Source organism: Butyricimonas sp. BSD2780061689_150309_C8, assembly GCF_015560935.1.
Classification (GTDB): Bacteria; Bacteroidota; Bacteroidia; order Bacteroidales; family Marinifilaceae; genus Butyricimonas; species Butyricimonas paravirosa.
In genome coordinates, this window is record NZ_JADMSV010000001.1 from 139,483 (window position 1) to 164,242 (window position 24,760).

The window sequence follows — 24,760 nt, forward strand, 5'->3', positions numbered from 1 at the left end:
TCACCCCCGTTTCTTTCAATACTTTAATAGAAAAACTATCTTTGCCAGTAAAATGATTCAGATATGAAAGATTATTTCGTACACGAGACCGCCATCGTAGACGAGGGCGCAACAATCGGAAAAGGAACTAAAATATGGCATTTCTCCCACATTATGAGTAATTGCCGGATCGGAGAGAATTGTAACATCGGGCAAAACGTCGTCATATCCCCGGAGGTAGTTCTCGGGAACCAAGTAAAAGTACAGAATAATGTATCCGTGTACACGGGAGTCACTTGTGACGATGATGTTTTCTTGGGTCCATCATGCGTGTTCACGAACGTGACCAATCCTCGTAGTGCAGTAAACCGGAAAAGTCAATATGCCAAAACGCACGTGGGTAAAGGGGCTACCATCGGAGCCAATGCCACGATCGTGTGCGGGCATGACATTGGGGCTTACGCCTTCATCGGAGCCGGGGCCGTTGTAACAAAAACTGTTCCTGCATATGCTTTGTTAGTTGGTAATCCGGCTAAACAAATCGGTTGGATGAGTGAATACGGGCATCGTCTTCATTTTGACGAAAAGGGAATAGCCGAATGTCCGGAAAGCAAACAACGCTATCATTTACAAAACGGGTTAGTTCAAAAAATAGAAGAATAAATCTAATTTTATATCACAATGAAAATCACGATGGTTGACCTTCACGGACAATATGAACGCATCCGGGAGGAAATAAATAACGCCATACAGGAAGTACTTGACACCACGGCTTTCATTAACGGCCCCCAAGTGAAGACTTTCGCCCAACATCTCGCCGAGTATAATCAAGTAGAACATGTTGTTCCTTGTGCCAACGGCACGGATGCCCTACAAATTGCTTTAATGGCTCTCGGGTTACAACCCGGCGACGAGGTGATTGTACCTGTTCATACTTACGTGGCCACAGCCGAGGTGATTGCCCTTTTACGGTTGGAACCTATTTTCGTGGATTGTGTCGCAGACCGTTTCACAATTGATGTTACCAAGATTGAAGAAAAAATTACCCCCCGCACGAAAGCAATCGTTCCTGTTCACTTGTACGGCCAATGCGCAGACATGGAACCGCTTATGGATATAGCCCGCCGACACAAACTTTACGTGGTAGAAGACACGGCACAAGCTATCGGAGCCACTTACACGTTCAGTAACGGTCTCCAACAAAAAGCCGGATGCATTGGAGATATTGGTACAACCTCATTCTTCCCCTCCAAAAACTTAGGATGTTACGGGGACGGTGGAGCCTTATTTATCCGAGATCACGAATTAGCCGAACGGGCCCGCATGATTGCCAATCACGGGCAAAAGATCAAATATCACCATAGTGTCGTGGGATGTAACTCTCGTTTGGATACCATGCAAGCTGCCATTTTGGATGTAAAACTAAAATACCTCGATGAATATTCAGCCGCCCGTAATCAAGCCGCTGAACATTATGACAAAGGGTTAGCAACAGTAAAAGGAATTATCCTTCCACAACGGGCTGCTAATAGCACACACGTGTTCCATCAATACACCATCCGGGTTGAAAATCACCTACGGGATGAGTTGAAATCTTTCTTGGCAGAACATGATGTTCCCAGCATGATTTATTATCCTATCCCCTTACATTTGCAAGAGGCTTATGCTAAAAAGGGACAAGGGCAAGGAACATTCCCCGTTGCTGAACAATTAAGCGAAGAGGTACTATCGCTACCGATGCACACGGAAATGAAAGCGGAAGAGCAAGAGTACATCATCGAACAAATTCGTAGATTCTTTAATCGATAGAGATTTCACCGTGAAAAAGATTCTGATCATCACCTATTATTGGCCACCTTCAGGAGGACCGGGAGTTCAACGCTGGTTGAAGTTCTCGAAATACCTTCCGGAATTTGGTTATGATCCGATCATTATCACGGTTGATCCGGAAAAGGCTGAATATCCCATAAAAGACCACACGCTGGAACAAGATGTACGAGCCGGACAAATCGTGTATCGAACGGATTGTTCCGGTATATATGAATATTATAAAAAACTGACTAAAGCCCAAAGTGCCCCGTATAGCGGATTCGTCAATGAAGGGAGTCCCAGTCTAAAACAGAAAATTGCCCGTTTTATCCGGGGTAATTTCTTCCTACCGGATGCCCGGAGAGGCTGGAATAAACACGCTTATCATCAAGCAATCCAAATTATTCAGGAAGAAAAAATAGACGCCGTCATCACAACGGGCCCGCCTATGTCAACCCATCTGGTCGGACAAAAACTAAAAAAGCGTTTCCATCTGCATTGGATTGCTGATTTTCGAGACCCATGGACTGACATCTATTACTATAATAAAATGTACCCAACTCCCATTGCAAAAGCGATTGATCGGCAATATGAACGAAATGTTCTTCTGGATGCAGATCAGGTAATCACGGTAAGCGACTACATCAAAAAGCAACTGGCAGCAAAATCTCCGGCCATTCAAGCCTCTAAAATAAAAGTTATCGCTAATGGATTCGATGCCGAGGATTTCGACCTAACTATTCCAAAGGAAGATGTTTTCACGATCACCTACACGGGGACTTTGGCGGCTGACTACACGATTGATTCCTTTATCCATTCAGTTAAAAGACTTTCCACATCAAGAAAACTCAAACTACGTTTTGTCGGTAAAGTGGATCAGGGTATAGCTCAAAAACTCTCGGAACAACTGGGAGATTTCGTAGAAATCCATTCGTTCGTAGCTCACGCAAATGCCATCAAATACATGAAGAGTTCTTCTGTTCTATTACTCATTATCCCCAACATCGAAGGGAGTAAAGGTAATCTCACGGGCAAGCTTTTCGAGTATATCGGCTCCAGAACCCCTATTCTTTGCCTCGGTCCTACCGATGGTGATGCCGCAGCCATCATTCAAGTTTGTAAGGCCGGGAAAACATTCGAATATGACGATGAAGAAGGTATGTTTCAATTTCTAACCTCCTTACTGAATAATTTTGATCCACAATCTCCTATAAAAGAGGACAATGTAGTCAACCGTTATTCGAGAAAGTCCTTAACCCAGTCTTTAACCCAAATCTTAGCCCGCCATGAAGCTTAAAAAAGCTATTTTCATGTTACGTAAACTTTTGCGAGATTTCAACACGAACCGCAAGATCGAAATTAACATGGAGAATCAATCTGAAACGCTAGGCTATTATTACATCAAATTTGACGAGGACATAGCTAAGCTCAATCGTCTGATTCACTCTTTTGACAAAAATGGAGTCCCCTTGAACATGACTTATATTGACGTGGAAGATACAAAACTGCACTACTATCCTATTTCTATCGGACAGTACGGGTTAGCCATATTCCACTCGTGGTTAAAGACACATTCCGAAGAGAAAAGGGCTCATTTTCTTCGCATTGCAGACTGGTTTATGAACAATCGGACAGATCATACAGAACTCGGTTGTTATTGGCTAACCGATGTGCCTAAACCCGAATACCATGTTTATCAACCTTGGAAATCCGCCTTCGCACAAAGTAGGGGAATATCCATGCTATTGAGAGCCTGGCAACTTACAGAGGATGATGCCTACTTGAAGGTTGCAACTCAAGCATTAATTCCTTTCACGAAGGATATAACAGTCGGAGGGGTTTCCGTAGACCGGGAAAAGGGGGAAACCTTTTACGAAGAATACGTGGCAGAGTGTCCGACACGAGTACTGGATGGCCATGGCTTTTGCCTTTTCGGTTTATACGATTACATTCGTGCAGTTCCCGAAAACAAGGACCCCAACGGGTACGCACTCGCTCTTCGGTTGTTTAATGAAGGAGTAGAAGGTCTTACCCGTCAACTTCCTCTGTTTGACATGGGGTTCTGGCCTCGATTCAATCGCTGCGATCTTTCCGGTTATCCACAAGATGACCCCTGCACGATCGGTTATCTCAGACTTGTTCGCCAGCAACTCCTAATCCTCTATCGAATCACCGGAAAAGAGGAATTACGCCTTTTTAGCGAGAAATTCCATCATTATGACCGTATTTCCAATATTTTAAAAATGTATCGCCACAAGTTCACGGCATTAAAGAAACTGAATCGTTTATAATAAAAACGGGAAAAAATAATACTTTTGTATAAACAAACTCTTGTAATATGTGTGGAATAGCCGGAATATTCGAACGGGATACAGATAACACTCAACTCATGTCGGAAATGCTGACCACGATTGAACATCGGGGGCCGGATGATCAATCTATATATACCTACCGGGATTTCACTCTCGGACACCGGCGTTTGTCCATTATCGACGTTTCCACGTGTGGCAATCAACCTATTTTTAATGAAGACAAAAGTGTCTGTGTCATTTTTAACGGGGAGATATACAACTACGAAGAAATCCGGGAAGAACTCAAATCCAAGGGACACGTGTTCTATACCGCTACCGACACGGAAGTTCTGGTTCATCTTTACGAGGAGTACGGAACCGGATTCTTCAACAAGTTAAACGGTATTTTTGCTTTTGCCCTACTGGATCAAAACAATAACCGCCTGATTCTCGCACGGGATCATTTCGGAACTAAACCTCTACACTATTTCCTCAAAGATGGTATATTAGTTTTCGGTTCCGAACAGAAATCCATTATCCTACACCCGAAATATGAACGGAAATTAAATTTAAAGGCTTTACATATACACTTGAACTTGCGTTACACGCAAGGGAATGAGACTCTTTTTGAAGGCATCAAACGTCTTCCCCCGGCTCACTTTGCCGTGTTTGAAAACGGTCTGTTCACGGTAAAACGCTACTGGCAGCTGGCTGTGAATATCGATCGATCCATCACGGAAAACGAGGCGAAAGAGAAAATGAACGAATTGATCAAACAGGCCGTGAAACGCCAGTTGGTCAGTGATGTTCCAGTCGGCGTGTATCTATCGGGCGGACTGGATTCCTCAACGATCGTGCAGAAAATGCATGAACTGGGTGTTCCCGAGATCAACACGTTTACCCTAGGGTTTAATGAGCCCACGGATGAATTTCCCGATGCCCAACAAATCGCCGATCACTTTCACACGCATCACCACACGTTGAGCCTATCGATGAATCCGATGCAACAAATGCCGAAGGTAATCTGGCATGCAGAGGAACCTAAAATTAATCTATTGCAGGGATTCAATATGTCGGCTTTTGTCCACCCAACCGTGAAGGTTATTCTCGGAGGGCTAGGCGGAGACGAACTATTTGCCGGATATGATATTCATAAATTCATTTACCCGTTCAAAAACTGGCATCACCATACTCCACAATGGCTACAACGTATGTTACGTTGGAAATCGGATTTCATCTTCCGTCTTCAGAACAACTCTAAATCATTACGTTACGACGAATATCGCCGGGGCGTACAAATGTTACTGTCGATCGGGAACGTGGAGCGCTTTTACCTCATCCTGCGAAACACGTGGGATTTCGATAACCCTTTCTACAGGAATATCTATTCGGAATCGTTCTTGAAACAGCAAGAAATAGAACAATTCAAGGTACATAAGGAATTTGACAAGATTTTTGAATCTGTACGCCACCAGAACGGATTGGATCAAGTGCTATATGCCGAATTTCAATCCAAAATGGTAAACGATTATTTGCTTACGGATGACCGGATGTCCATGGCCCATTCGGTTGAGGAACGAATTCCTTTCCTTGATCGGGATTTGGTAGACTTCGGCTTTACTCTCCCCGTGGAGATGAAGATCAAAAATAACCAGACTAAAAATCTTTTCCGGGAAGCCATGAAACCATATCTTCCCCCCAAGATTATCACGAAAAAGAAATGGGGATTCACGGTGAACCCGTATCTACAATTCAAAAAGGATTTAAAAGATACAGCCGAGAAGATTCTTACAAAAGAATATATCGAGAAACAGGGAATATTCAATTATGACTATATCCGCTATATTCTGGATTACCCGGCACATCCGAAACTCCGGTGGCACTACAATTTTATCTGGATCATTCTGGGACTGGCTATCTGGGAACAGGAGTTCATACACAAACGAGTAGAAGATAACATCGAAGCTTACTATTAAAACATGATTATGACAAAAAAAGAAAGCATCAAGCTATTCGAAGAACGTAATTAAGTTTATCTTCAAACCGTGAAAAATTGTCTCGGTTTGAAATAAATCCAATAAATATTACAAACAAGGAACTGGCATTCAGGTATACACGATTATAATAAATACAACTAGATCATGAAATACTCTATCATCATTGCCGTATATAACCGTCTGGAAGAAGTGAAAGAACTCCTTGAAAGCGCAGAAAAGCTCGAAGGGAATCGGTGTCTTTTTGAATTATTATTCGTGGATGACGGTTCGAAAGACGGGTTCAAGGAATTCATCGAACAATACCACTCTGCCAGCGGACTTCAAATACGAGCGATATACCAACAAAATCAAGGTCCCGGGGCTGCCAGAAATTACGGCATGAGTAAAGCCCAAGGAGAGTATTTTATCTTTGTAGATTCCGATTGTATGTTTCCCCCTCAATGGCTGGCTGAAATTGAGAAGGCCCAAAACGAACATCATTATGACGCATTCGGAGGCCCGGACACCTGTCATCCCTCTTTTTCTCCCCTACTGAAAGCGATTAATTACTCCATGACCTCATTTATCGGAACAGGAGGAACCAGGGGAAATAAAAAGCACGTGGGGCGTTTCTATCCTAGAAGTTTCAACATGGGAATATCCAGAAAAGTATATGACATGATTGGAGGTATGGGAGGATTGCGTCATGGTCAGGATATGGATTATTCCATGCGAATATACAATGCCGGTTTTAAAGTGGGGCTAATCGCAGATGCTTATGTCTATCATAAACGCCGCACAAGTATACCCAAGTTCTTCCGCCAAATCTTTAACTGGGGAGTTGCACGCATCAATTTATCCAGACGCCATCCACATACGCTAAAACCGATTCACCTGCTCCCGGCCCTATTAATCGTTGGATTAGTCGTTTTGGAATTATGCACCTTTTTCACAGGACAAAACTATCCTCCCGTACATTTTGTATGGAATATTGTTGACTACGGATTAATGCTTGTTTGCTTATTTGCTTTTTTTCAGTCACTTTTCAGATACCGGAACATCATTGTTGCCTTCCTCTCCATCATTACTTTGCTCATCCAAGTCTTCGCTTATGGCTTCGGGTTACTCTGGGGAGGCTGGAATGCCTTGCTCGGAAAGGAAGTAAAAGGATTTTCAAAAAATTATTACGGAAATAAGAAATCATAATTCACCACATGAAAATAGTTACCATCATAGGCGCACGCCCTCAATTCATAAAAGCAGCCGTGGTCAGTCGAGCCATCAGTAGTTTCCCGGATATACAGGAAGTTATCGTTCACACGGGACAACATTTTGACACGAATATGTCTGATATTTTCTTTGAAGAGATGTGTATACCCAAACCCAACTATAATTTGAATATCAACGGAATGACGCATGGAGCAATGACGGGCCAGATGCTCGAAAAGATTGAATCTATCCTATTAACGGAACAGCCGGATTGGGTGATCGTTTATGGGGATACAAATTCCACACTGGCCGGAGCCTTGGCAGCAAGTAAATTACATATCCGGGTTGCACACATCGAGGCCGGACTACGTTCATACAATATGAATATGCCGGAAGAGATCAACCGAATTCTCACGGATAGGATAAGTTCCGTATTGTTTTGTCCCACAGAGCAAGCTATTAAAAATTTACACCAAGAAGGCTTTAAACAATTTCCTTGTACATTATTGAATTGTGGTGATGTCATGCAAGATGCCGCACTTTTTTATGCCAATAAAGCCAAACATCCTGATTTTTTACTTCCGGAACATTTTATTTTAGCTACTTTGCACCGGGCTGAAAACACGGATTCTCCCGAACGTTTACAATCTATTATCGCTGCTCTTGAAGAGATTGCACGGGAAATGCCTGTCGTTATTCCTATTCATCCCCGTACCCGTAAAAAATTACAAGAGTTGAATTTCAATTTTAAACAAACCCGCCTCCAACTGGTGGACCCCGTAGGCTACCTGGAGATGGTTTATCTGCTAAAACACTGTTCTCTTGTTGCCACGGATAGTGGTGGTTTACAAAAAGAAGCCTATTTTTTCAAAAAATACTGTATCACTCTCCGAACTGAAACGGAATGGGTTGAACTGGTTGAACAAGGAGCCAATATCATTACGGGTTGGAGATACGAAGATATTTTAAACAGCTACAAGCAACTTAAACATACAACAAAAGACGTTTTTTCTTCTCCTCTGTACGGGGATGGACAAGCCGGACATATCATTATCCGGGAACTTCAACGAATAGATTCGTAAGCTGCTATTAACTGTTTAACAGAAACATCCCAATTATATTGCTCCAAACACAATTTGTGAGCCCGAGTTGCCATATCTTCCAAATCCAAGGTTACCAGCTGCTCTAATTTCCGGGCACAGTCTTCCGGAGAATTATCTTTATACACCACTCCAACTTGATGCTCTCGTACAATATTCCCAACACTATTCATATCGCTCACCAGCACGGGTAAACCATAATAAAAGTACTGGTATATCTTATTCGGAGAAGAACAGTCGGTCTGTACCGAACGCAGATTCGATATTACTCCCAAAGAATAGGCGCACATCTTAACGGCTTCTACCGGAAACTTCAAATACCCGGGGAAATGTACCATCTCTTCTAAACCAAGTGCTAATACCAAATCCTTTATCTCTCCGGCATAGGCCCCTTTTCCATATATGTCAAGACTGTACTTAGATTTATCCTTTATCAATGCCAATCCCTTGATCACATTTTGTAATCCCCGGTGATAAGTGATTCCCCCAACATAAAGTAAACGTATCTTTCCTGCTGTCGTCTGGTGTGGTTCCGGACGGGGAAACAACTCCATACTAATCGTATTGTCCACGTGATAATATGTCCGTGGAACCAGATCATTCATCCGGTCAGACATCTCCTTACATACCGTAATAACAATATCCGCCTTGCCTATCATCTCCCGTTCATAGCGTTTCCAAGCATCAAAAGAATACATCAACTTCCCGGCTATCCCTTTCGTGTAGGGAGCCATATCCAACATATAAGGATAATTCTCATGACTATCCAAAACAAATTTTATCCCGAATTTCTTTTTTGCCCAATATCCAACCTCGGCTAAGGGTAGGTCATGTATATGAATCACGTCAAAAGTCTCCGCACACAATAAATTCCCGACCTGTTTCTTCCAAAACATAAAATAGAAGGGCAAGCGCAGACAGGCAATTTTCGCTTTATTATATAGGAAAGATGTCGACAAGGCTCTATGTAACCTGATTCCTTTATAATTTTCATCCCCGACACGTTCTTTTTTTAGCGTTGCACACAACAAATGGACTTCATGTCCGGCTTTTATCAAGGATAACGCCTCTTTCTCAACCCGTTCGTCATCCGGGAACTGGTTCTCTAAAACCATCAGTATTTTCATGCTCCGAAGATATTATTCTATTATTCAAATAAACACATTAACGCACATTCATTCGAAATTTCCGGTAAGGTAAATAAATACCCAGCCATTTCATCATGGCTATAATTTTATGTTTCCCCGTCGGGTTCACAGGCAAGTCTATTGTTTTACCTGCAAAATGATTAATCACTTCTCTAAATACCCGACAAGACTCTTTTACCCGATACTTTGCATCGGCACTCAGCAATGTTGTCAACATTATTCGGGAGTTAAAAGGTGAGCAAACTTCCGAAGCAATCCAACATTCCTGTTTTGACTGTGCAGTCGAAGGTCCCCAATCCAACTCCCAAAACAACATATCCAGCGCATTTAAATGATTTGCTTTAAAAAGAGGACGATTCGTATCATACCATGCTTGCAATTCCCGTACGGCATAAGGATAGTTTCTACACTCCATCAACGCCGCAAGCTCCCTTCCCGATACATTCTCTGTATAATTGTAGTAACTACGGGCAATCTCTCCTAAATTACCATTTAACATTATTGCATCCTTAAAATAAGTTCCGTTTCCCGAAAGAATCATTGCCGCTGTCCGATCTCTGGCATAATCAACACTATTCTTATACACTTCTTTCAAAATAGGATCGACCTCTGGCGAATACCGGAACACTTGAAATGATTTCCCAACTAATTCTGTCAACTTTTTAGGAATAACCAGATCCGGGTGGTTTTCTTTAAAAGAAGGATGTTTATAAATAAAATAAGTACACTCTTTCAAACCAAGACTAGCGGCAAAAACCATTCGGCTATCAAAGCCAGCCGTCACGGGGATCACTACTTTTTTATAACGTTTCGCTATCGCCTCGATATATCCTTTAAACATCGGAATCACCTGTTCCACAACATCCTGCAAGGCTTGTCTCTGAATAGGCTGTGCCGGGAAGAAACGCACGACTTTACGTGCAGTCACATCCAGGTAGGAATTTGCCATTAAACGAAATATTCCTTGTTTCCAAGTCTTGTTGGAGATCGCATATAATCGATATTTATAAACCGATGAATTAAAAAATGCTTTTGCCTCCGGGTCTACAACATCTTCCAAGGGGAAAAAATGTTCTATTAATTTCACTTGAGAGGCAAAAACGTCAAAAGAATCCTTATAATAAAGGATTCGCTGCGCACAAGCATCCGGTATAATTTTTACCCCCACAGCATCTTTACAAAGTACAATAAAATGACCGCAATATTGATCCAGTTGCCGCATCAAATCTTCCACGTCAACAGATTCCGATAATCTCTTTACAATATCTTCATTTGTATATTCAGTATTCCGATAGTCAAACAGATAACCCAATACTGACACAGACAAATATTTCCCATCCTGATGTACATAATCCAGATTCGGATGTACGTAAACATGATAATTATCAAACAAAAACTGTTTCCACCCGTCTAGAGCCAATTCTTTCTCTGAAATTATATACTGCCTGTTAAAAAGCTCTGTTTCCATCATTTGTCCATTTTAAGATTCTTACAAATATAATTAATTCATCCAGTATGGGAAATAGTCCTATGACTCCCGGTATTTTACATTTTTCACGTTCTCTTTCAATCGCCTCAGATCAGACCATTTTTTCCATGCTCCTTTCAAGTTATTCCACTCATCCTTATCGTAAAAATGCCATTTATACAACAAAAACGGATATCCGCCCAAAATAACCAATTTCACCAATATACTTATCCCAATAGCTGTTTCATTAAATAATATACCGATCAGGTATAATATTGTTCCCACAACAAGCACCTTCCCCACTTTCGACAATTCATAGGGAATAGGGTAATACCGTTGAGCAAATATATAACATGCCAACCACGAAATTACATGAACTATCATTGTAGCCAAAGCCGCCCCGTACATTCCCATTGAAGGCACCAGTAGCATATTCAAGAAAAAATTCAATATGGTAATACCAACTATAACATAACTTATAATTTTAGTCTTCTTCATAATTTGCAACCCAATCATGCAACATTCCCGCATCATACTGAAAAAAATAGCATAGGTCACGAAAGGAATGACGTAAAGCGCCTCTATATAATCCGGATTAGTTGTCACCCAAACAATTCCCTCCCGCGAAAACAGATTCAAGCCTAAAGCACAAAACATCAAACCAAAAGAAAAATAAGTCAATACTTTTGAATAAAATTGTTTATTATCCGGATCATTCATTTTCTTCATCAACAAAGGCGTTAAAGCCAATTGCACGGATGTCACGATAAAAACTTTAAGAGTATTCCCTACTTTATATCCCAAACTATAGAAACCGACATCATCCAATCCTTGAAAATGATTTATTATATAACGGTCAAAAACAGTAAGTAAACTTCCTACTATGGCGGGAAAAACTAACGGATAACTATATGCCAGCAATTGTATTGTACACTTTCGGTCTACTCGACAAGAACTGTTCTTAATAACCAGTGGTAATACCATAAGTAATTGTATAGCTATACCGACTAATTGCGCCTCATACACTCCTGATACCCCCCGATGTAAAGAAATTGTAAAATAAATCGTTAGAACTAATGTTACAAATAATCTTACGATATTCGTTAACGAATAATAGATAGGCTTACGTTGTAAACGCAATAAATTTTGTGGAACTTCAACAACTGCCCCCAACATAGAAGTCAATATCAGTAATTGAAGAATATATGGAAGTTCCCCTCCCAAAGAATACCCTTCTTGCTGTACCAGTAATGCCGATAACTCACCAACATTTAACCACAACACGCTCCCGATACACAAAGAAGTCAATATCGTAAACAACAATGTAGTGAAAAAAATAGTCTTTTGTTTATCCCGATATTCGGCATCCCAATACCAACGGATCAACCCGGAATATAAAGAAAGTCCCATCACCGCAATCAAAATTTGTGATGTCACCTCCAATAACCCCATCAACCCGTAATCAGCAGTAGAGAAATATTCGGCATCCGTATAAAGGGGAATCAGAATAAAACCGACAAGCTTGACAGCCACATTTCCGATACCATAAAGTACCGAATCTTTCATGACTTGCTTTATATCTTTAAACATTTCTTTCCTCCATGATTTCTTGATATATTTCTATCATATCTTCCACATTCTTATCCCAATCATATAATTCCCGAACCCTCTTTTCTCCATTTTGAGCCAAGGTAACCCGTAATGTTTCATCATTTACCAGGGTTTCCATGGCCTCTGATGCTTGTTGTGGATTCTCACGTTCAACGATAAGGCCGGACTCTCCCGATTTCACGATTTCGGTGAATCCCGGAGCATCTGATACAACAACAGGACAGCCCACGGCCATTGCCTCCACTACAGCAACCCCAAAACTTTCTGCCCGGGAAAGCGCCACGAATACATCAAAAGAACTGATGACTTCCGGCAAATGATCATGTACGACCTTTCCTTCAAATATGATTTTTTCTGCCAACCCCCAATTTATTGCTTGTAACTGTAATTTTTCTCTCTCACTTCCCTCTCCCACGATCCGTAAACACAAGTTCAGATCTGGTCGCCGTTTACACAACAAAGCAAAAGCATCAATCAACGTATCTATCCCATACCCATATTCCAAAGTTTTCACAATACCAAACACGAATCCATCTGTCTCTTGATGCTTTTTTGGAAATCTCTTGAACAATGTCATATCCACTCCGAATGGGGTAACAGGGATTTGTTTTTTATCCGTATATCTTGCAAGTTCTCCGGCCATCACGTGGCTTGTAGACAAAACCCGATCCGCCTTTTTCAATATATATTTAATCACACAAGCCCTGCTCCATGAACGCCGGGGATAGTCATATACATCTGTTCCCCATGCCGAAACGACGAAAGGATGAAAACCCGCCAACGCCCCGAATAAACCATTATCCGATAAATAGTGAGCATGAACGATATCCGGATGAAATATTTGAATGGAATTTCTGATGTCTTTTATCAACGCCCGGTAATAAATAAATAATTTGACTAAAATAAAACCCTTGATCCCTTTACTATCACGTGATTGCCAGAACGATTTTACCTGTACATGCTTAATCCCCCTATAATAGTCAACCTTTTCACAAGGATAAAAACTGTATAACATAATCTCCACTCCCCGCTTAGCCAACGCACTTACCCATCGTTGAGTATGTATCGCGGCGGGATTTGATAACATGAACACTTTCATAATTCAATTCTTGATAAACAAAAATAGCAATTATTCATCGAGTAGTAAAGATTTCATATTATATTTTTTATTTTTGTCGATGAATAAACATGGCCTTAAAAAAGATTCAAAATGAAACAGCTAAAACTGAAAGCATTCTATCCCCATTTATTTGCAATTATATTATTGATCCTGATCGGTTTTATATATTTCTATCCCACGTTACAAGGAAAGGTTGTCAATCAATCGGATGTCTCTTCTTTCGTGGGTGCCGCCAAAGAAACGATAGATTACCGGGCCGCAAACAACGGGGAAGAACCGCTTTGGACAAATTCCATGTTCAGTGGAATGCCCACAACCATGATCAGTACCTATTACAAGGGAAACTATCTGGAAAATATTTACGAATTTCTATTCGTTGGTCCTCGGCCTGCAGCCGATTTAATCTTAGGTTTCATCAGTTTTTACTTTCTTATGCTGGCATTTGGGGTCAATCCTTGGTTGTCCATTGTTGGTGCTTTGGCATTTGGACTCTGCTCCTATAATTTCCAAATCATCCAAGTAGGACATAATGCCAAAATGACCGCTATCGCCCTTATGCCTGCTGTTCTCGCGGCACTTGTTTATGCCTTTCGAAAGAATCGATGGCTGGGAGCCGTGCTGTTTGGCATCACACTCTCTTTCGAGATTATGGCCAATCACCCACAAATCACATTCTACCTGGCATTTATTACGATATTCTACGGTATTGCTCAATTATACACGGCTATAAAACAAAAGGCTCTACCGTCATTCTTGAAAACAACCATATTGTTAATTGTTGCTGCCGGACTGGCCGGGGCTACGAACGTGAACCATTTATGGCCGACATGGGAATATGGTAAATATACCATGCGTGGTGGTTCGGAATTAACTTTAAATCAAAAGAACCAAACCAAAGGTGGTTTGGATAAAGAATATGCGACAGCATGGAGTTACGGGATAGATGAATCCCTGAATCTGCTGATCCCGAACTTTAAAGGAGGAGCCTCGGCCGGGGCATTAAGCAAAAACTCGGAGACTTACAAATTCTTAAAGAGCGCGGGAGCCCAGAATGCAGATCAAATGATCAAGCAAATGCCTTTATACTGGGGTCCTCAAGCATTTACAGCCGGGCCGATGTACATGGGAGCTATCGCTATTTTCTTATTCGTACTAGGATTAATCTTGATAAAAGGCCCCATGAAATGGTGGATCGTGGGTATATCCCTGTTAGCCCTATTCTTGGGTTGGGGACGTCATTTCATGGCATTATCAAGTTTCTTCTATGATTATGTTCCTTTGTACAATAAATTCAGAGTACCTTCGATGATGCTGGTTGTACTGCAAGTGACCATCCCGTTATTAGGCATATACACGCTGAACAAAATTCTCAATGGCTGCTTTGAACGACAAGTTCTTGTTAAATCATTAAAAATATCTCTTGGTATTACAGCCGGAATTTGTGCTTTATTCGCCTTGATTCCCGGACTTGCCGGAAATTTCTCCGCCCCCATCGACACACAAGCCGAATGGTTACAACAATACTTACCCGCAGAACGAGAATCTTTACTCCGCACCGATGCTTTCCGCTCATTGGCATTTATATTATTGGCAGGAGCCGTTATCTGGGCATGGGTAATCCAAAAACTAAAAGTAACCCAAGTTGCTATAATCATGGGGTTACTGATTCTTGCAGATATGTGGACCGTGGATAAACGTTATTTAAATGCTGACCATTTCGTTACACAACGAGAATTTAATAGCCAATATAAGTTACGTCCTGCTGATAATGCTATTTTAACCGATAAAGATCCTAATTACCGGGTGTTGGATTTATCCGTAGACGTGTTTAACGATTCCCATACCAGTTATTTCCACAAAACAATCGGGGGTTACAGTGCCGCAAAATTACAACGCTATCAAGACATGATTGATTACTTTATCATTCCCGAAATACAGAATCTCGGGAACGCATTAAAGCAATCACCGACACTTTCTTCCATCGAGGGAAGCCTTTCCCAGCAAAAAGCACTAAATATGCTGAATGCGAAATACATTATCATTGATCCGAACTCGGCACCAATCAATAATCGTTTCGCATACGGGAACGCATGGTTTGTTAAAGATTACGAATTAGTTGACACTCCGGATGATGAAATTATCACGTTGAAACAAATCGATCCGAAAGAATCTGCCGTTATCAACAAAGAATTCCAATCTATTATCCAAGACAAGGGATTCAATTTCGACGAAAACGCAAGCATTCAACTGACATCTTACGCTCCGAATAAATTGGAGTACAAAACTTCCGCCACCGATGAACAACTCGCCGTTTTCAGTGAAGTATATTACCCGAAAGGCTGGAATGTTTACGTGGATGGCCAACCGAGTGAATTATTCCGGGCTGATTACATTTTACGGGCCATGATCGTTCCTGCCGGAGAACACGCAATCACGTTCGAGTATAAACCGCAATCCTATTTCATGGGAGCTAAAATATCAGCGATAAGTTCCAGCATATTACTACTTGCGTTATTAGGATGTATTGTATTTTATATTATTCGTTATTATAAGAAAAAAGATTAACTACCAATAAAATAACGACAGCCGGATAACCCGTTTGTCGTTATTTCCGTATCTATATAGATGGCATGAAAATTGCTAGGTATTACGAAAAATAAATTTTTATGAGAAAATATTATTGGATTCTTTTATTTGCTGTGGGATTACTAAGCTCGTGCGAGAAAGTAAAAGACTTGAGTGATGATGCTAGTATTGAGCGTTTTGAAATCACATCATACACCCCGACGACAGCCGAACTAGGAGAAATCTATCGCGATGACAAGTCTATTATTATACCTGTCGTTCCGGAAGATAATTTATTTCCTTTAACACTCCAAACTGTTTTAGAGACAAGTTCAACAACCCATAAAGTTCTTGGTAATTACGTGAAAGGCCAAGATATTGTATTTAATGGAGGAGAATCTACTATCAACTTTTTCCTTATAGCAGAAAGTGGATTCGTTCATCCATATTCTATTAGTTTGGAAGCTATGGATACTGGAGCAGATATTCTACAATTCAAATTTGAAGGCTCAGAGAAAATGACTATTACAATCAATCCCTGGAGCAAAATAGTCAATATCTCCGTGTTAGATCCCGGTTTCCCGGTTACAATAAAACCTACAATCCGGTTATCAGAGGATGCTACTTTTGAAGGTTACACGGAAGGAAAAGAATTAACGTTTCAAAGTTTTGAGGATATAAAAGAGATCACGGTTGTCTCCGCTGACGGACAAACTCGTCGGACATGGAAGATTCAATTCGGAGCCCTTTTACAAATCCCCAATTCGGACTTTGAATCATGGGGAAAATTCGGAAACGATATTAATTTAAATGAAGAAACTATTGATCCCGTACCGGGATACGGAAAAGGTTGGGCAACTGCAAACAATTACTTCGTACAAGGAACTCGCCCTGTTGAACACAATGGAGGTTATGCAGCCAAGATGACGACAAATGAACAAAATGCTCTTATTTTCGGTAAGTTAATCGCAGCAGGAAGTATCTATACTGGGTGTTTCAAATTCGATGTTGGGGCACTTAATGACCCTCGATCCATGACTCACTTTGGAATCCCTCACACGGTGAGAATTCAATCTATTGAATTTGATGCCAAATATGAACCCGGTCCACAATTAAAACAAGCGGTTAAAAGTGGTTCAAAATACTCTATCGAAGATCGCGAGGGCGTGGATGTCGGACAAGCTTTTGTCGAAATTATTCGTTGGACTGGAGAAGGGACATTCGAATATCATGGAAGACCTGCAGATGGTGTTGAAGTTCTCGGAAGAGGAGAAATCCTTTTTGATGGAAAAGAAACGAAATACCGGAACTGGGCTCATTACAATATCCCGGTTGTATACACAAACCAAACCGATATTCCTACACACATTGTTATCGTGTTCAGTTCCAGCAAAAGCGGGGATATATTCTTAGGAGCTCCGGGTAGTACCATGGAAGTAGATGACGTCAAACTGATTTATTAAATCATTGCAACATGAAACATTACATCATATATACACTTATATTTCTAATCTGTGGAGCATTCTCCGTACAAGGACAAGAGAAGGTACGGAAAACAGATTCTGTCGATTATCGATTTGCATTAGGGGTTCAGTTGGGTACGGATATTGGTGGAGCCGTACCGTTCCCGTTCAAACATATACCCGAAACATTCAACCCTTATCCCAAATTGAATTTATCGTTAGGTGCTAAACTATCTTTTCCCATCACTTCCCGCTGGTCTCTAGGTACGGAACTCACGTATAAAACGATCACCATGAATGCTGATGCGAGGGTCGAAAATCAACGCTATCAAGACAAAGAACTTGTTCAATACTTCTCAGGATCGGCAGAAATGCACATGGATTTTACCATGCTTGAGATCCCCGTGTACACGAAATATACTCTACGTAACGGGAAAGACCGACTTCTATTAGGTCTCTATTTCGCTTGGGTAATGAAGAGTTCATTTGTAATCGATCCGGAGAAAGGATACATCGGAACCGGAGGTCCAGACAAAGTTGATTCAATCATGCCGGATGATATGGACGATATGGATTTTGACTCTTCCTTGGACTCTTGGGATCTGGGAATCTTAATGGGATATGAAAGAAAACTTTCAACCCGTTTCGAACTTGGACTTCGTTTCTCTTGGGGATTCAAAGATATATTCAAAAGCAATAATCAATATTTTGATTATAGTATGTTACACATGAGAGGTACCGTGGTTATCAGCTATAATCTATTTGATATTAAACCTCCTAGATTTCCTAAATTCAGTAGAAAATAATAAAAGAAATGCCGATTTAACAATCGGCATTTTTTTATTGCATCAACTCCTCCGTCGTATCCACCAACTTGTACAATTTATCAGACCTTCGCAATTTCGTTTCGCACGGCATGGAGAAAATAGCCCCTTTACCCACTTGTTCGACAGGTGCCAGCTCCAACCTTAGCTCCGGGACAATCATTTGTACCACTCCCGTGTTCGGGCCGACGATCATTACTTCTTCTCCCACTTTCAAATCATAGGATTCCAGTTTAAATTCTCCTACCTGCAATTTACCGAAATAGTTTGTCACTTTACCGATACAAATCTTCTTTTTCGTGGCTTTAGACCCGTACACCTCACTCCACTCCCCCAAACGCTGGCCCAGATAATAACCATCCCAAAATCCCCGGTTAAACACGGTAGCCAATCGCTCTTTCCAATTCGCAATCTTCTCCGCCCCGTAGCTCCCATCAAGATAAGCATTCAACGCCTCATCATAACACTCGCAAACCGTCTTCACATATTCTGCCGGACGGGCACGCCCTTCAATCTTGAAAACCCGCACCCCGGCATCGATCATTTTATTAATAAAACCAATCGTACACAAATCTTTAGGAGACATGATATATTTCCCATCAACCTCCAATTCTATATCACTCTCGGTATCTTTCACCGTATAAGAACGTCGACATATTTGATAGCAAGCCCCCCGGTTTGCCGAAGCATTCATCTCATGGAGACTTAAATAACATTTACCCGAAACCGCCATACACAATGCCCCATGAGAAAACATCTCGATCTGGATCAATTCTCCCTTGGGACCACGCAAATCATTTTCAACAATTTGCCGATGAATCGTCATCACTTGATCCATATCCAGCTCACGAGCCAACACCACTACATCCGCAAACTGGGCATAGAACTTCACCGCCTCATAATTGGTAATATTACATTGCGTACTGATATGCACTTCCACCCCTATCGAGCGGGCGTACAAGATTGCTGCAATATCCGAGGCAATAATCGCTGACACCCCAGCATCCTTTGCACACTCGATCACTTGATGCATTTTATCCAGCTCATTATTATATATAATCGTATTCACCGTGAGATAAGTCTTCACTTCCCGGGCGTTACAACGTTCCACGATATTCCTCAGATCATCCAACGTGAAATTAGCCGATGAACGGGAACGCATATTCAATCCTTCCACCCCAAAATAAACAGAATTCGCTCCAGCCTGCAAAGCCGCCTCCAAAGATTCATAAGAACCAACCGGAGCCATCACTTCAAAATCTTTCCTTTTCATATCGTTTCTTTAAGCAGACAAAAGTAACTCCCTTAATTGAAAATTAAAAATTTAAAGGCTACTCTCTCATTTTAATATCATTCAAGCCGATAAACTATTTTCTTTCTCTCCCGTATATTTACACGAAAATCAATGATAGCATACCATGAAATCTCCATCCTTGTTGTTATCCATCACGCCGATTCTTATTCTGATCGGTTTCCTGTTCCTAAACGTGATCTACTTTGATGATCCTTTGGGTGGAGCTAATCAAATCGCTCTCATGATCACGTCAACGATAAGTGGCATCATCGTAGGCTTTCACCACGTGAAATGGAATACCATACAAAATAAAATACTAAGCATGATCAATTCCGCCATGCCTGCCATCCTGATTTTACTACTTATCGGGGCATTAAGTGGTACATGGATGCTCAGTGGAGTGATCCCAACCATGATTTATTATGGAATTAAACTCATGTCACCCTCTTTCTTTCTGATCGCCTCCGTTATTATATGTAGTATCGTTTCCGTTGCCACGGGTAGCTCCTGGTCAACCATTGCCACCGTGGGCGTTGCTATTATCGGAATCGGTAATGCCTTCAACATGAATCCTAGCATCGTTGCTGGAGCCGTCATTTCCGGTGCTTATTTCGGGGACAAGATGTCACCCCTCTCGGACACCACAAATTTAGCCTCCGCCATTGCAGGAACAGACATATTCACACATATTCGTTACCTACTATACACCACGACACCCACGTACATAATTACCTTAATTATATTCGGGATCATCGGACTCTGGTACCACAACACCGGAAACATCACGGATACCGATTCCATTCTTTCAGGGATCGGGAACACGTTCCATGTTTCCCCGTGGCTATTCCTCGTTCCCGTTTTATTGGCTTTCATTATTATCAAGAAAGTTCCACCAGTCCCTGCCATGCTCGCTGGCATCGGGCTCGGCATACTCTTTGCCTTGATCTTTCAAGGCCAATTGCTAAATAAACTCATACAGGAAGAACATTTCTCTAATACCTACCAGCTTGTCGTGCAAACAATATTCGGGAAAATGGAACTTTCAACAGGCTCACCCAACATTGATGCATTACTATCGACCCGGGGTATGGAAGGGATGCTAAACACGGTTTGGCTTATCATCATGGCCATGATATTCAGCGGGGTAATGGAAGCTGGCGGCTTTTTAAAAAGGATTAGCGAAGCCTTACTTTCATTTGTCAAAAACGATACTTCGCTGGTATCCACAACCATCTCGACATGTATCCTGTTCAACATTACTTCCTGTGATCAATACCTTTCCATCGTAGTTCCGGGGAAAATGACTCAAAATATCTATAAAAACAGGGGATTAAAGCCGGAAGTACTAAGCCGTGCCCTTGAAGATTCTGCCACTGTCACGTCCGTTTTAATCCCTTGGAATACTTGTGGAGCCACCCAAGCTAAAGTTTTGGGAGTTGCCACGTTAGATTATCTTCCCTACTGTTTTTTCAATCTAATTAGTCCCATCATGAATATCTTCATCACTTCTATCAATTACAAAATCCGTCGTTTTCCTCCTTTTTACCCCAAAAGCAACTCTTAACGATGCACGTTAAACTTTCATTAAATCTTTATTTTCATTGCAAAAACAAAAAATTCCTTCTATATTTAGCTGTGATAAAAAGAACTATTTATCACACTAAGAAACACACCATGACATTAAAACCATTCTATGCTAAATTAAAATCCCTCGCCAAATTACCAATCGGATTGGTGAGTGTTTTTCTTATTTTTAATACGCATACGGCAATTAGCCAAATTCAAGATAAACAAACTGTTCAAGACTCCACGGAAGACAACCAAATCCATTTCCTCGTCCAAGAAATGCCTGTATTCCCAGGTAATCTAAATACATGGATATACAACAATATACGCTACCCGGAAACTGCCAAGGAGAAAAAACTCGAAGGGAAAGTGTATGTCAGATTCGTTATTGAAAAGGATGGAGCCATCAGCAATGTCAAAGTTATTCGGGGTGTTTCTCCCGAACTCGACAACGAGGCGAAAGCAGTTATCGCCTCTATGCCGAAGTGGGAACCGGGAAAACAAAACGGTTCTCCCGTGCGTGTTTCATACACGGTCCCTGTCTATTTTGCTTTAAAAAGTACCTCCCCCAGCGTCGAAAGAAGAACTTTCGACAGATACTTGAAAGTATTGAATGCTGAAGAAGAAAAATTAAAAAACGGACTTGACACGGTTCCTCAAGCTTCTTTCGATATGTATCGCCTCTATCTGAAAAAACGTTACGGATCAGATAAGGCCGTTTATAAAGGAATCATCACTTCCGCCCGAGAACAACAACAGTCCTCGGAAATCATGTTAAGCATCGTCATGCCCACCATGTCCCTTCCCGTCAGCGATAAAAACAAAATACTACAATTCTATAAAGAAGAATGGGACGAACAAATCCGGCTTATAGATAGCCTGCCAACAGAAGATTTCACCTCGGAGTATGTACGGATCACCCCTCGTTTCAGGGCAAACACGACCCTACGAGAAATCAAAATCCGGGATTATCTGGGAGAGAAGAAGTTCAAAAGATACGTCGAAGACTGTATTTTCAATCCCGGAAAACTCATTCGGGCTATTATTGCCAACCCGTTTGTTGGTAAATGGGAAAAAATAAGAGAAAATGGGGTTGAAACGAAACAACTCTTACAAAAAGAATATTTCGACGACTTCACGTTCAGTTGTTCTAACGGGGTCAACGGGACCTACAAGATTGCCCACGGACAATTTTTATCGGAACACGCCCCTTCTGTGAAAATAAAAGACATCGTGGAATCCTCTGCTCATTACCAATATGATGCAAACAACCGGATTCTTGTCCTCACAGGCGAAGTAAAACTAAAATTAGCAGATGGAACCCACAAAAACGTTCAAGTCAAGGAAACGTGGCGTAGGATAGAGTAAAAATAAAGTTTTTTTTATACCTTTGTTTGATTCATTATGGGATATTAAATCAAATAAAAATTATATGAACGAGGAAGTACAATTTTATCTCGACGAAGCAAAAGAGAGAATGGAAGCTGCTCTGAGTCACCTGGAATCAGAACTTAGTAAAATCAGAGCGGGAAGAGCCAACCCGAAAATCTTACAAGACGTGCTGGTTGACTATTATGGTAGTCCTACCCCGTTATCACAAGTAGCCAATATTTCAACCCCAGACCCGAGAACAATTGCAGTTCAACCTTGGGAAAAAAGTATGATCTCTCCCATTGAAAGAGCAATCATGAACGCTAATCTCGGCTTGAACCCGGATAACAACGGAGAAATTATTCGTATAAATATCCCGCCTCTGACAGAAGAGCGCCGACGCGACCTTGTAAAACAAAGTAAAGGCGAGATGGAAACAGCAAAAGTAAGTATCCGCAACGCCCGCCGGGATGTCATTGAGCAAGTGAAAAAAATGGTAAAAGACGGACTTCCGGAAGATATGTCCAAAGATGCTGAAGCCATCGCTCAAAAAATGACAGACGAGTACGGCAAGAAAGCCGATGAATACTTTGCGAAGAAAGAAAAAGACATCATGACAATCTAAAAAAGATAAAAACTAAAAATTAAAAGCTAAAAGTGAAATACCTTTTAGCTTTTAATTTTTTATCTACATTCCCCCAAATTTACGGTTTCATCCGAACCAATTCAATAGCTTCTTTGCCCGTCATATGTTCGATAGTTAATTCAATCATACTCACTTGGCCAAACAATTTATCAATCTCCTGCATACGTCCACGTTCGTCATCCGGGGTATATTTTGCTGCCAATATCTCAAGAGCCATGCTCTTTTCCATATCATCTTCCAGAACACGTGCTTTCCCGAAAACAATAACACTCCGAAAATAAGTCGTGTACTCTTGAGGCATCACTTGATCTGCCTCGATAACACAAAAAGAAACCTTCTCATTTCTCGCAATAGCATCTAATTTATGCCCACTTCGGGCACAATGAAAAAAGATCTTAGAATCACAATACACGTAACTAAGCGGGACCGCATAAGGATAGTCATTATCACCGTCAACAGCCAATACCCCTGATGTCCCGTTATCCAACACGGCAACACATTCCTCCAATGACAGCATCTGCTTTTTACGTCGCATCTCCCTAAACATTCGTACCCTCCTTTTATTGAATTAACTCCTTCAATTTCTCCAAGTCTTCCGGGGTATCAATCCCTATTGATTCATGATTCGTGATACTGACAGCAATCGTGTAACCATTCTCCAACCATCGTAATTGTTCCAAAGATTCCGCCTGTTCCAGAACACCCTGCGGGATAGAAGTCACCGCCTTCAGAATTTCCGGACGATAAGCGTACATCCCCACGTGTTTATAAAACGGGGTTTTAGCCAGCCAATCTGCACGCTCCACGCCCCTGCAATAAGGAATCGGATTTCGACTAAAATAAAGAGCAGTATGATTGGCGGAAAACACTACCTTCACTTTATTCGGGTCAAAAATCTCATCATTTTTCTCGAAAGGCTTGGCCAACGTGGCAATCTGCACGGCAGGATCTTCAAAGCACGCAATCAACGATTCGATCTGCTCCGGGATAATAAAAGGCTCGTCTCCCTGCACGTTCACCACCACGTCAAAATTGCACTGCAACATCTCTTTTACTTTCGTGTACGCCTCGTAACACCGATCCGTTCCACTCCGATGCGCATCGGAAGTCATTACCGCACACCCACCAAAAGCAAGCACGGCATCATATATACGCTTGTCATCCGTCGCCACGTATACGTGATCAGAAACAACCGCAGCCTTCTCATACACGTGTTGAATCATAGGTTTTCCGGCAATATCCACCAGCGGTTTCCCAGGAAAACGGGTGGAAGCATAACGGGCCGGAATTAATATCAATGAATTCTCTTCTATCGCCATG

At 41.4% G+C, this 24,760-nt stretch carries 20 protein-coding genes; 13 read left to right on the top strand and 7 right to left on the bottom strand.

The features are described 5' to 3' along the window. Positions 1-63: 63 nt before the first annotated feature. From I2I33_RS00455 to wecB, 7 genes are all read left to right on the top strand, one after another. On the top strand, positions 64-642 hold the full coding sequence (locus tag I2I33_RS00455) for an acyltransferase (protein WP_087419004.1): 579 nt from the start codon (positions 64-66) through the stop codon (positions 640-642). An 18-nt stretch (positions 643-660) separates the two neighbouring features. Beyond that, positions 661-1,788 (top strand): DegT/DnrJ/EryC1/StrS family aminotransferase, encoded by a 1,128-nt coding sequence (locus tag I2I33_RS00460; RefSeq protein ID WP_087419005.1) that lies wholly within the window; start codon positions 661-663, stop codon positions 1,786-1,788. A 10-nt stretch (positions 1,789-1,798) separates the two neighbouring features. Continuing rightward, the gene (locus I2I33_RS00465) at positions 1,799-3,085 is read left to right on the top strand and encodes a glycosyltransferase family 4 protein (RefSeq protein WP_162613655.1); all 1,287 of its coding nucleotides are present in this window, start codon (positions 1,799-1,801) and stop codon (positions 3,083-3,085) included. Then, positions 3,075-4,079 (top strand): D-glucuronyl C5-epimerase family protein, encoded by a 1,005-nt coding sequence (locus I2I33_RS00470; RefSeq protein ID WP_087419007.1) that lies wholly within the window; start codon positions 3,075-3,077, stop codon positions 4,077-4,079. The genes I2I33_RS00465 and I2I33_RS00470 overlap by 11 nt, the downstream gene beginning before the upstream one ends. Before the next feature lie 47 nt (positions 4,080-4,126). Continuing rightward, positions 4,127-6,055 (top strand): asparagine synthase (glutamine-hydrolyzing), encoded by a 1,929-nt coding sequence (asnB, locus tag I2I33_RS00475; RefSeq protein ID WP_087419008.1) that lies wholly within the window; start codon positions 4,127-4,129, stop codon positions 6,053-6,055. 165 nt (positions 6,056-6,220) lie between these two features. Next, entirely contained in the window at positions 6,221-7,261 is a 1,041-nt protein-coding gene (locus I2I33_RS00480; RefSeq protein ID WP_087419009.1) for a glycosyltransferase, read from the top strand. Between the two features lie 8 nt (positions 7,262-7,269). Further along, positions 7,270-8,346 carry a non-hydrolyzing UDP-N-acetylglucosamine 2-epimerase gene (gene wecB, locus I2I33_RS00485; RefSeq protein ID WP_087419010.1) on the top strand — a complete coding sequence of 359 codons (1,077 nt, stop codon included), beginning with the start codon at positions 7,270-7,272 and terminating at the stop codon, positions 8,344-8,346. Here the strand turns inward: wecB and I2I33_RS00490 are convergent. The 4 genes from I2I33_RS00490 to I2I33_RS00505 are packed head-to-tail and all read right to left on the bottom strand — an operon-like array spanning position 8,328 to position 13,690. After that, positions 8,328-9,491, bottom strand: a complete 1,164-nt coding sequence (locus I2I33_RS00490) for a glycosyltransferase (RefSeq protein WP_087419011.1) — start codon at positions 9,489-9,491, stop codon at positions 8,328-8,330. The genes wecB and I2I33_RS00490 overlap by 19 nt on opposite strands. Positions 9,492-9,528: 37 nt before the next feature. Continuing rightward, positions 9,529-10,980 (bottom strand): hypothetical protein, encoded by a 1,452-nt coding sequence (locus I2I33_RS00495; RefSeq protein ID WP_087419012.1) that lies wholly within the window; start codon positions 10,978-10,980, stop codon positions 9,529-9,531. A 60-nt stretch (positions 10,981-11,040) separates the two neighbouring features. Then, positions 11,041-12,546, bottom strand: coding sequence for a lipopolysaccharide biosynthesis protein (locus I2I33_RS00500; RefSeq protein WP_162613656.1), 1,506 nt, complete (start codon positions 12,544-12,546; stop codon positions 11,041-11,043). A 16-nt stretch (positions 12,547-12,562) separates the two neighbouring features. After that, entirely contained in the window at positions 12,563-13,690 is a 1,128-nt protein-coding gene (locus I2I33_RS00505; protein ID WP_087419014.1) for a glycosyltransferase, read from the bottom strand. 111 nt (positions 13,691-13,801) lie between these two features. On the opposite strand from I2I33_RS00505, the gene I2I33_RS00510 reads away from it, so the two are divergent. The 3 genes from I2I33_RS00510 (at position 13,802) to I2I33_RS00520 (ending at position 18,545) form a co-directional block, all read left to right on the top strand. Further along, positions 13,802-16,276, top strand: a complete 2,475-nt coding sequence (locus I2I33_RS00510) for a YfhO family protein (protein ID WP_087419015.1) — start codon at positions 13,802-13,804, stop codon at positions 16,274-16,276. A 101-nt stretch (positions 16,277-16,377) separates the two neighbouring features. Then, positions 16,378-17,739 (top strand): PCMD domain-containing protein, encoded by a 1,362-nt coding sequence (locus I2I33_RS00515; protein ID WP_087419016.1) that lies wholly within the window; start codon positions 16,378-16,380, stop codon positions 17,737-17,739. A gap of 11 nt (positions 17,740-17,750) precedes the next feature. Further along, complete coding sequence (locus tag I2I33_RS00520) at positions 17,751-18,545, top strand: outer membrane beta-barrel protein (protein ID WP_087419017.1); 795 nt, start codon at positions 17,751-17,753, stop codon at positions 18,543-18,545. A gap of 34 nt (positions 18,546-18,579) precedes the next feature. On the opposite strand, the gene I2I33_RS00525 is transcribed toward I2I33_RS00520, so the two are convergent. Beyond that, positions 18,580-19,836: a peptidase U32 family protein gene (locus I2I33_RS00525; protein ID WP_087419018.1), complete on the bottom strand. Its 1,257-nt coding sequence runs from the start codon at positions 19,834-19,836 to the stop codon at positions 18,580-18,582. Positions 19,837-19,981: 145 nt separating this feature from the next. Between I2I33_RS00525 and nhaC the strand changes: the two genes are divergently transcribed. From nhaC to frr, 3 genes are all read left to right on the top strand, one after another. Then, positions 19,982-21,421, top strand: a complete 1,440-nt coding sequence (nhaC, locus tag I2I33_RS00530) for a Na+/H+ antiporter NhaC (protein WP_087419019.1) — start codon at positions 19,982-19,984, stop codon at positions 21,419-21,421. Between the two features lie 110 nt (positions 21,422-21,531). Beyond that, entirely contained in the window at positions 21,532-22,791 is a 1,260-nt protein-coding gene (locus tag I2I33_RS00535; protein ID WP_162613657.1) for an energy transducer TonB, read from the top strand. A 64-nt stretch (positions 22,792-22,855) separates the two neighbouring features. After that, positions 22,856-23,419 carry a ribosome recycling factor gene (frr, locus tag I2I33_RS00540; RefSeq protein WP_027201833.1) on the top strand — a complete coding sequence of 188 codons (564 nt, stop codon included), beginning with the start codon at positions 22,856-22,858 and terminating at the stop codon, positions 23,417-23,419. Between the two features lie 79 nt (positions 23,420-23,498). On the opposite strand, the gene I2I33_RS00545 is transcribed toward frr, so the two are convergent. Together I2I33_RS00545 and kdsB are read right to left on the bottom strand one after the other, a co-directional pair. Continuing rightward, on the bottom strand, positions 23,499-23,987 hold the full coding sequence (locus tag I2I33_RS00545; RefSeq protein ID WP_087419021.1) for a pyridoxamine 5'-phosphate oxidase family protein: 489 nt from the start codon (positions 23,985-23,987) through the stop codon (positions 23,499-23,501). Between the two features lie 13 nt (positions 23,988-24,000). Further along, positions 24,001-24,759, bottom strand: coding sequence for a 3-deoxy-manno-octulosonate cytidylyltransferase (kdsB, locus tag I2I33_RS00550; RefSeq protein WP_087419022.1), 759 nt, complete (start codon positions 24,757-24,759; stop codon positions 24,001-24,003). Position 24,760: the final 1 nt, after the last annotated feature.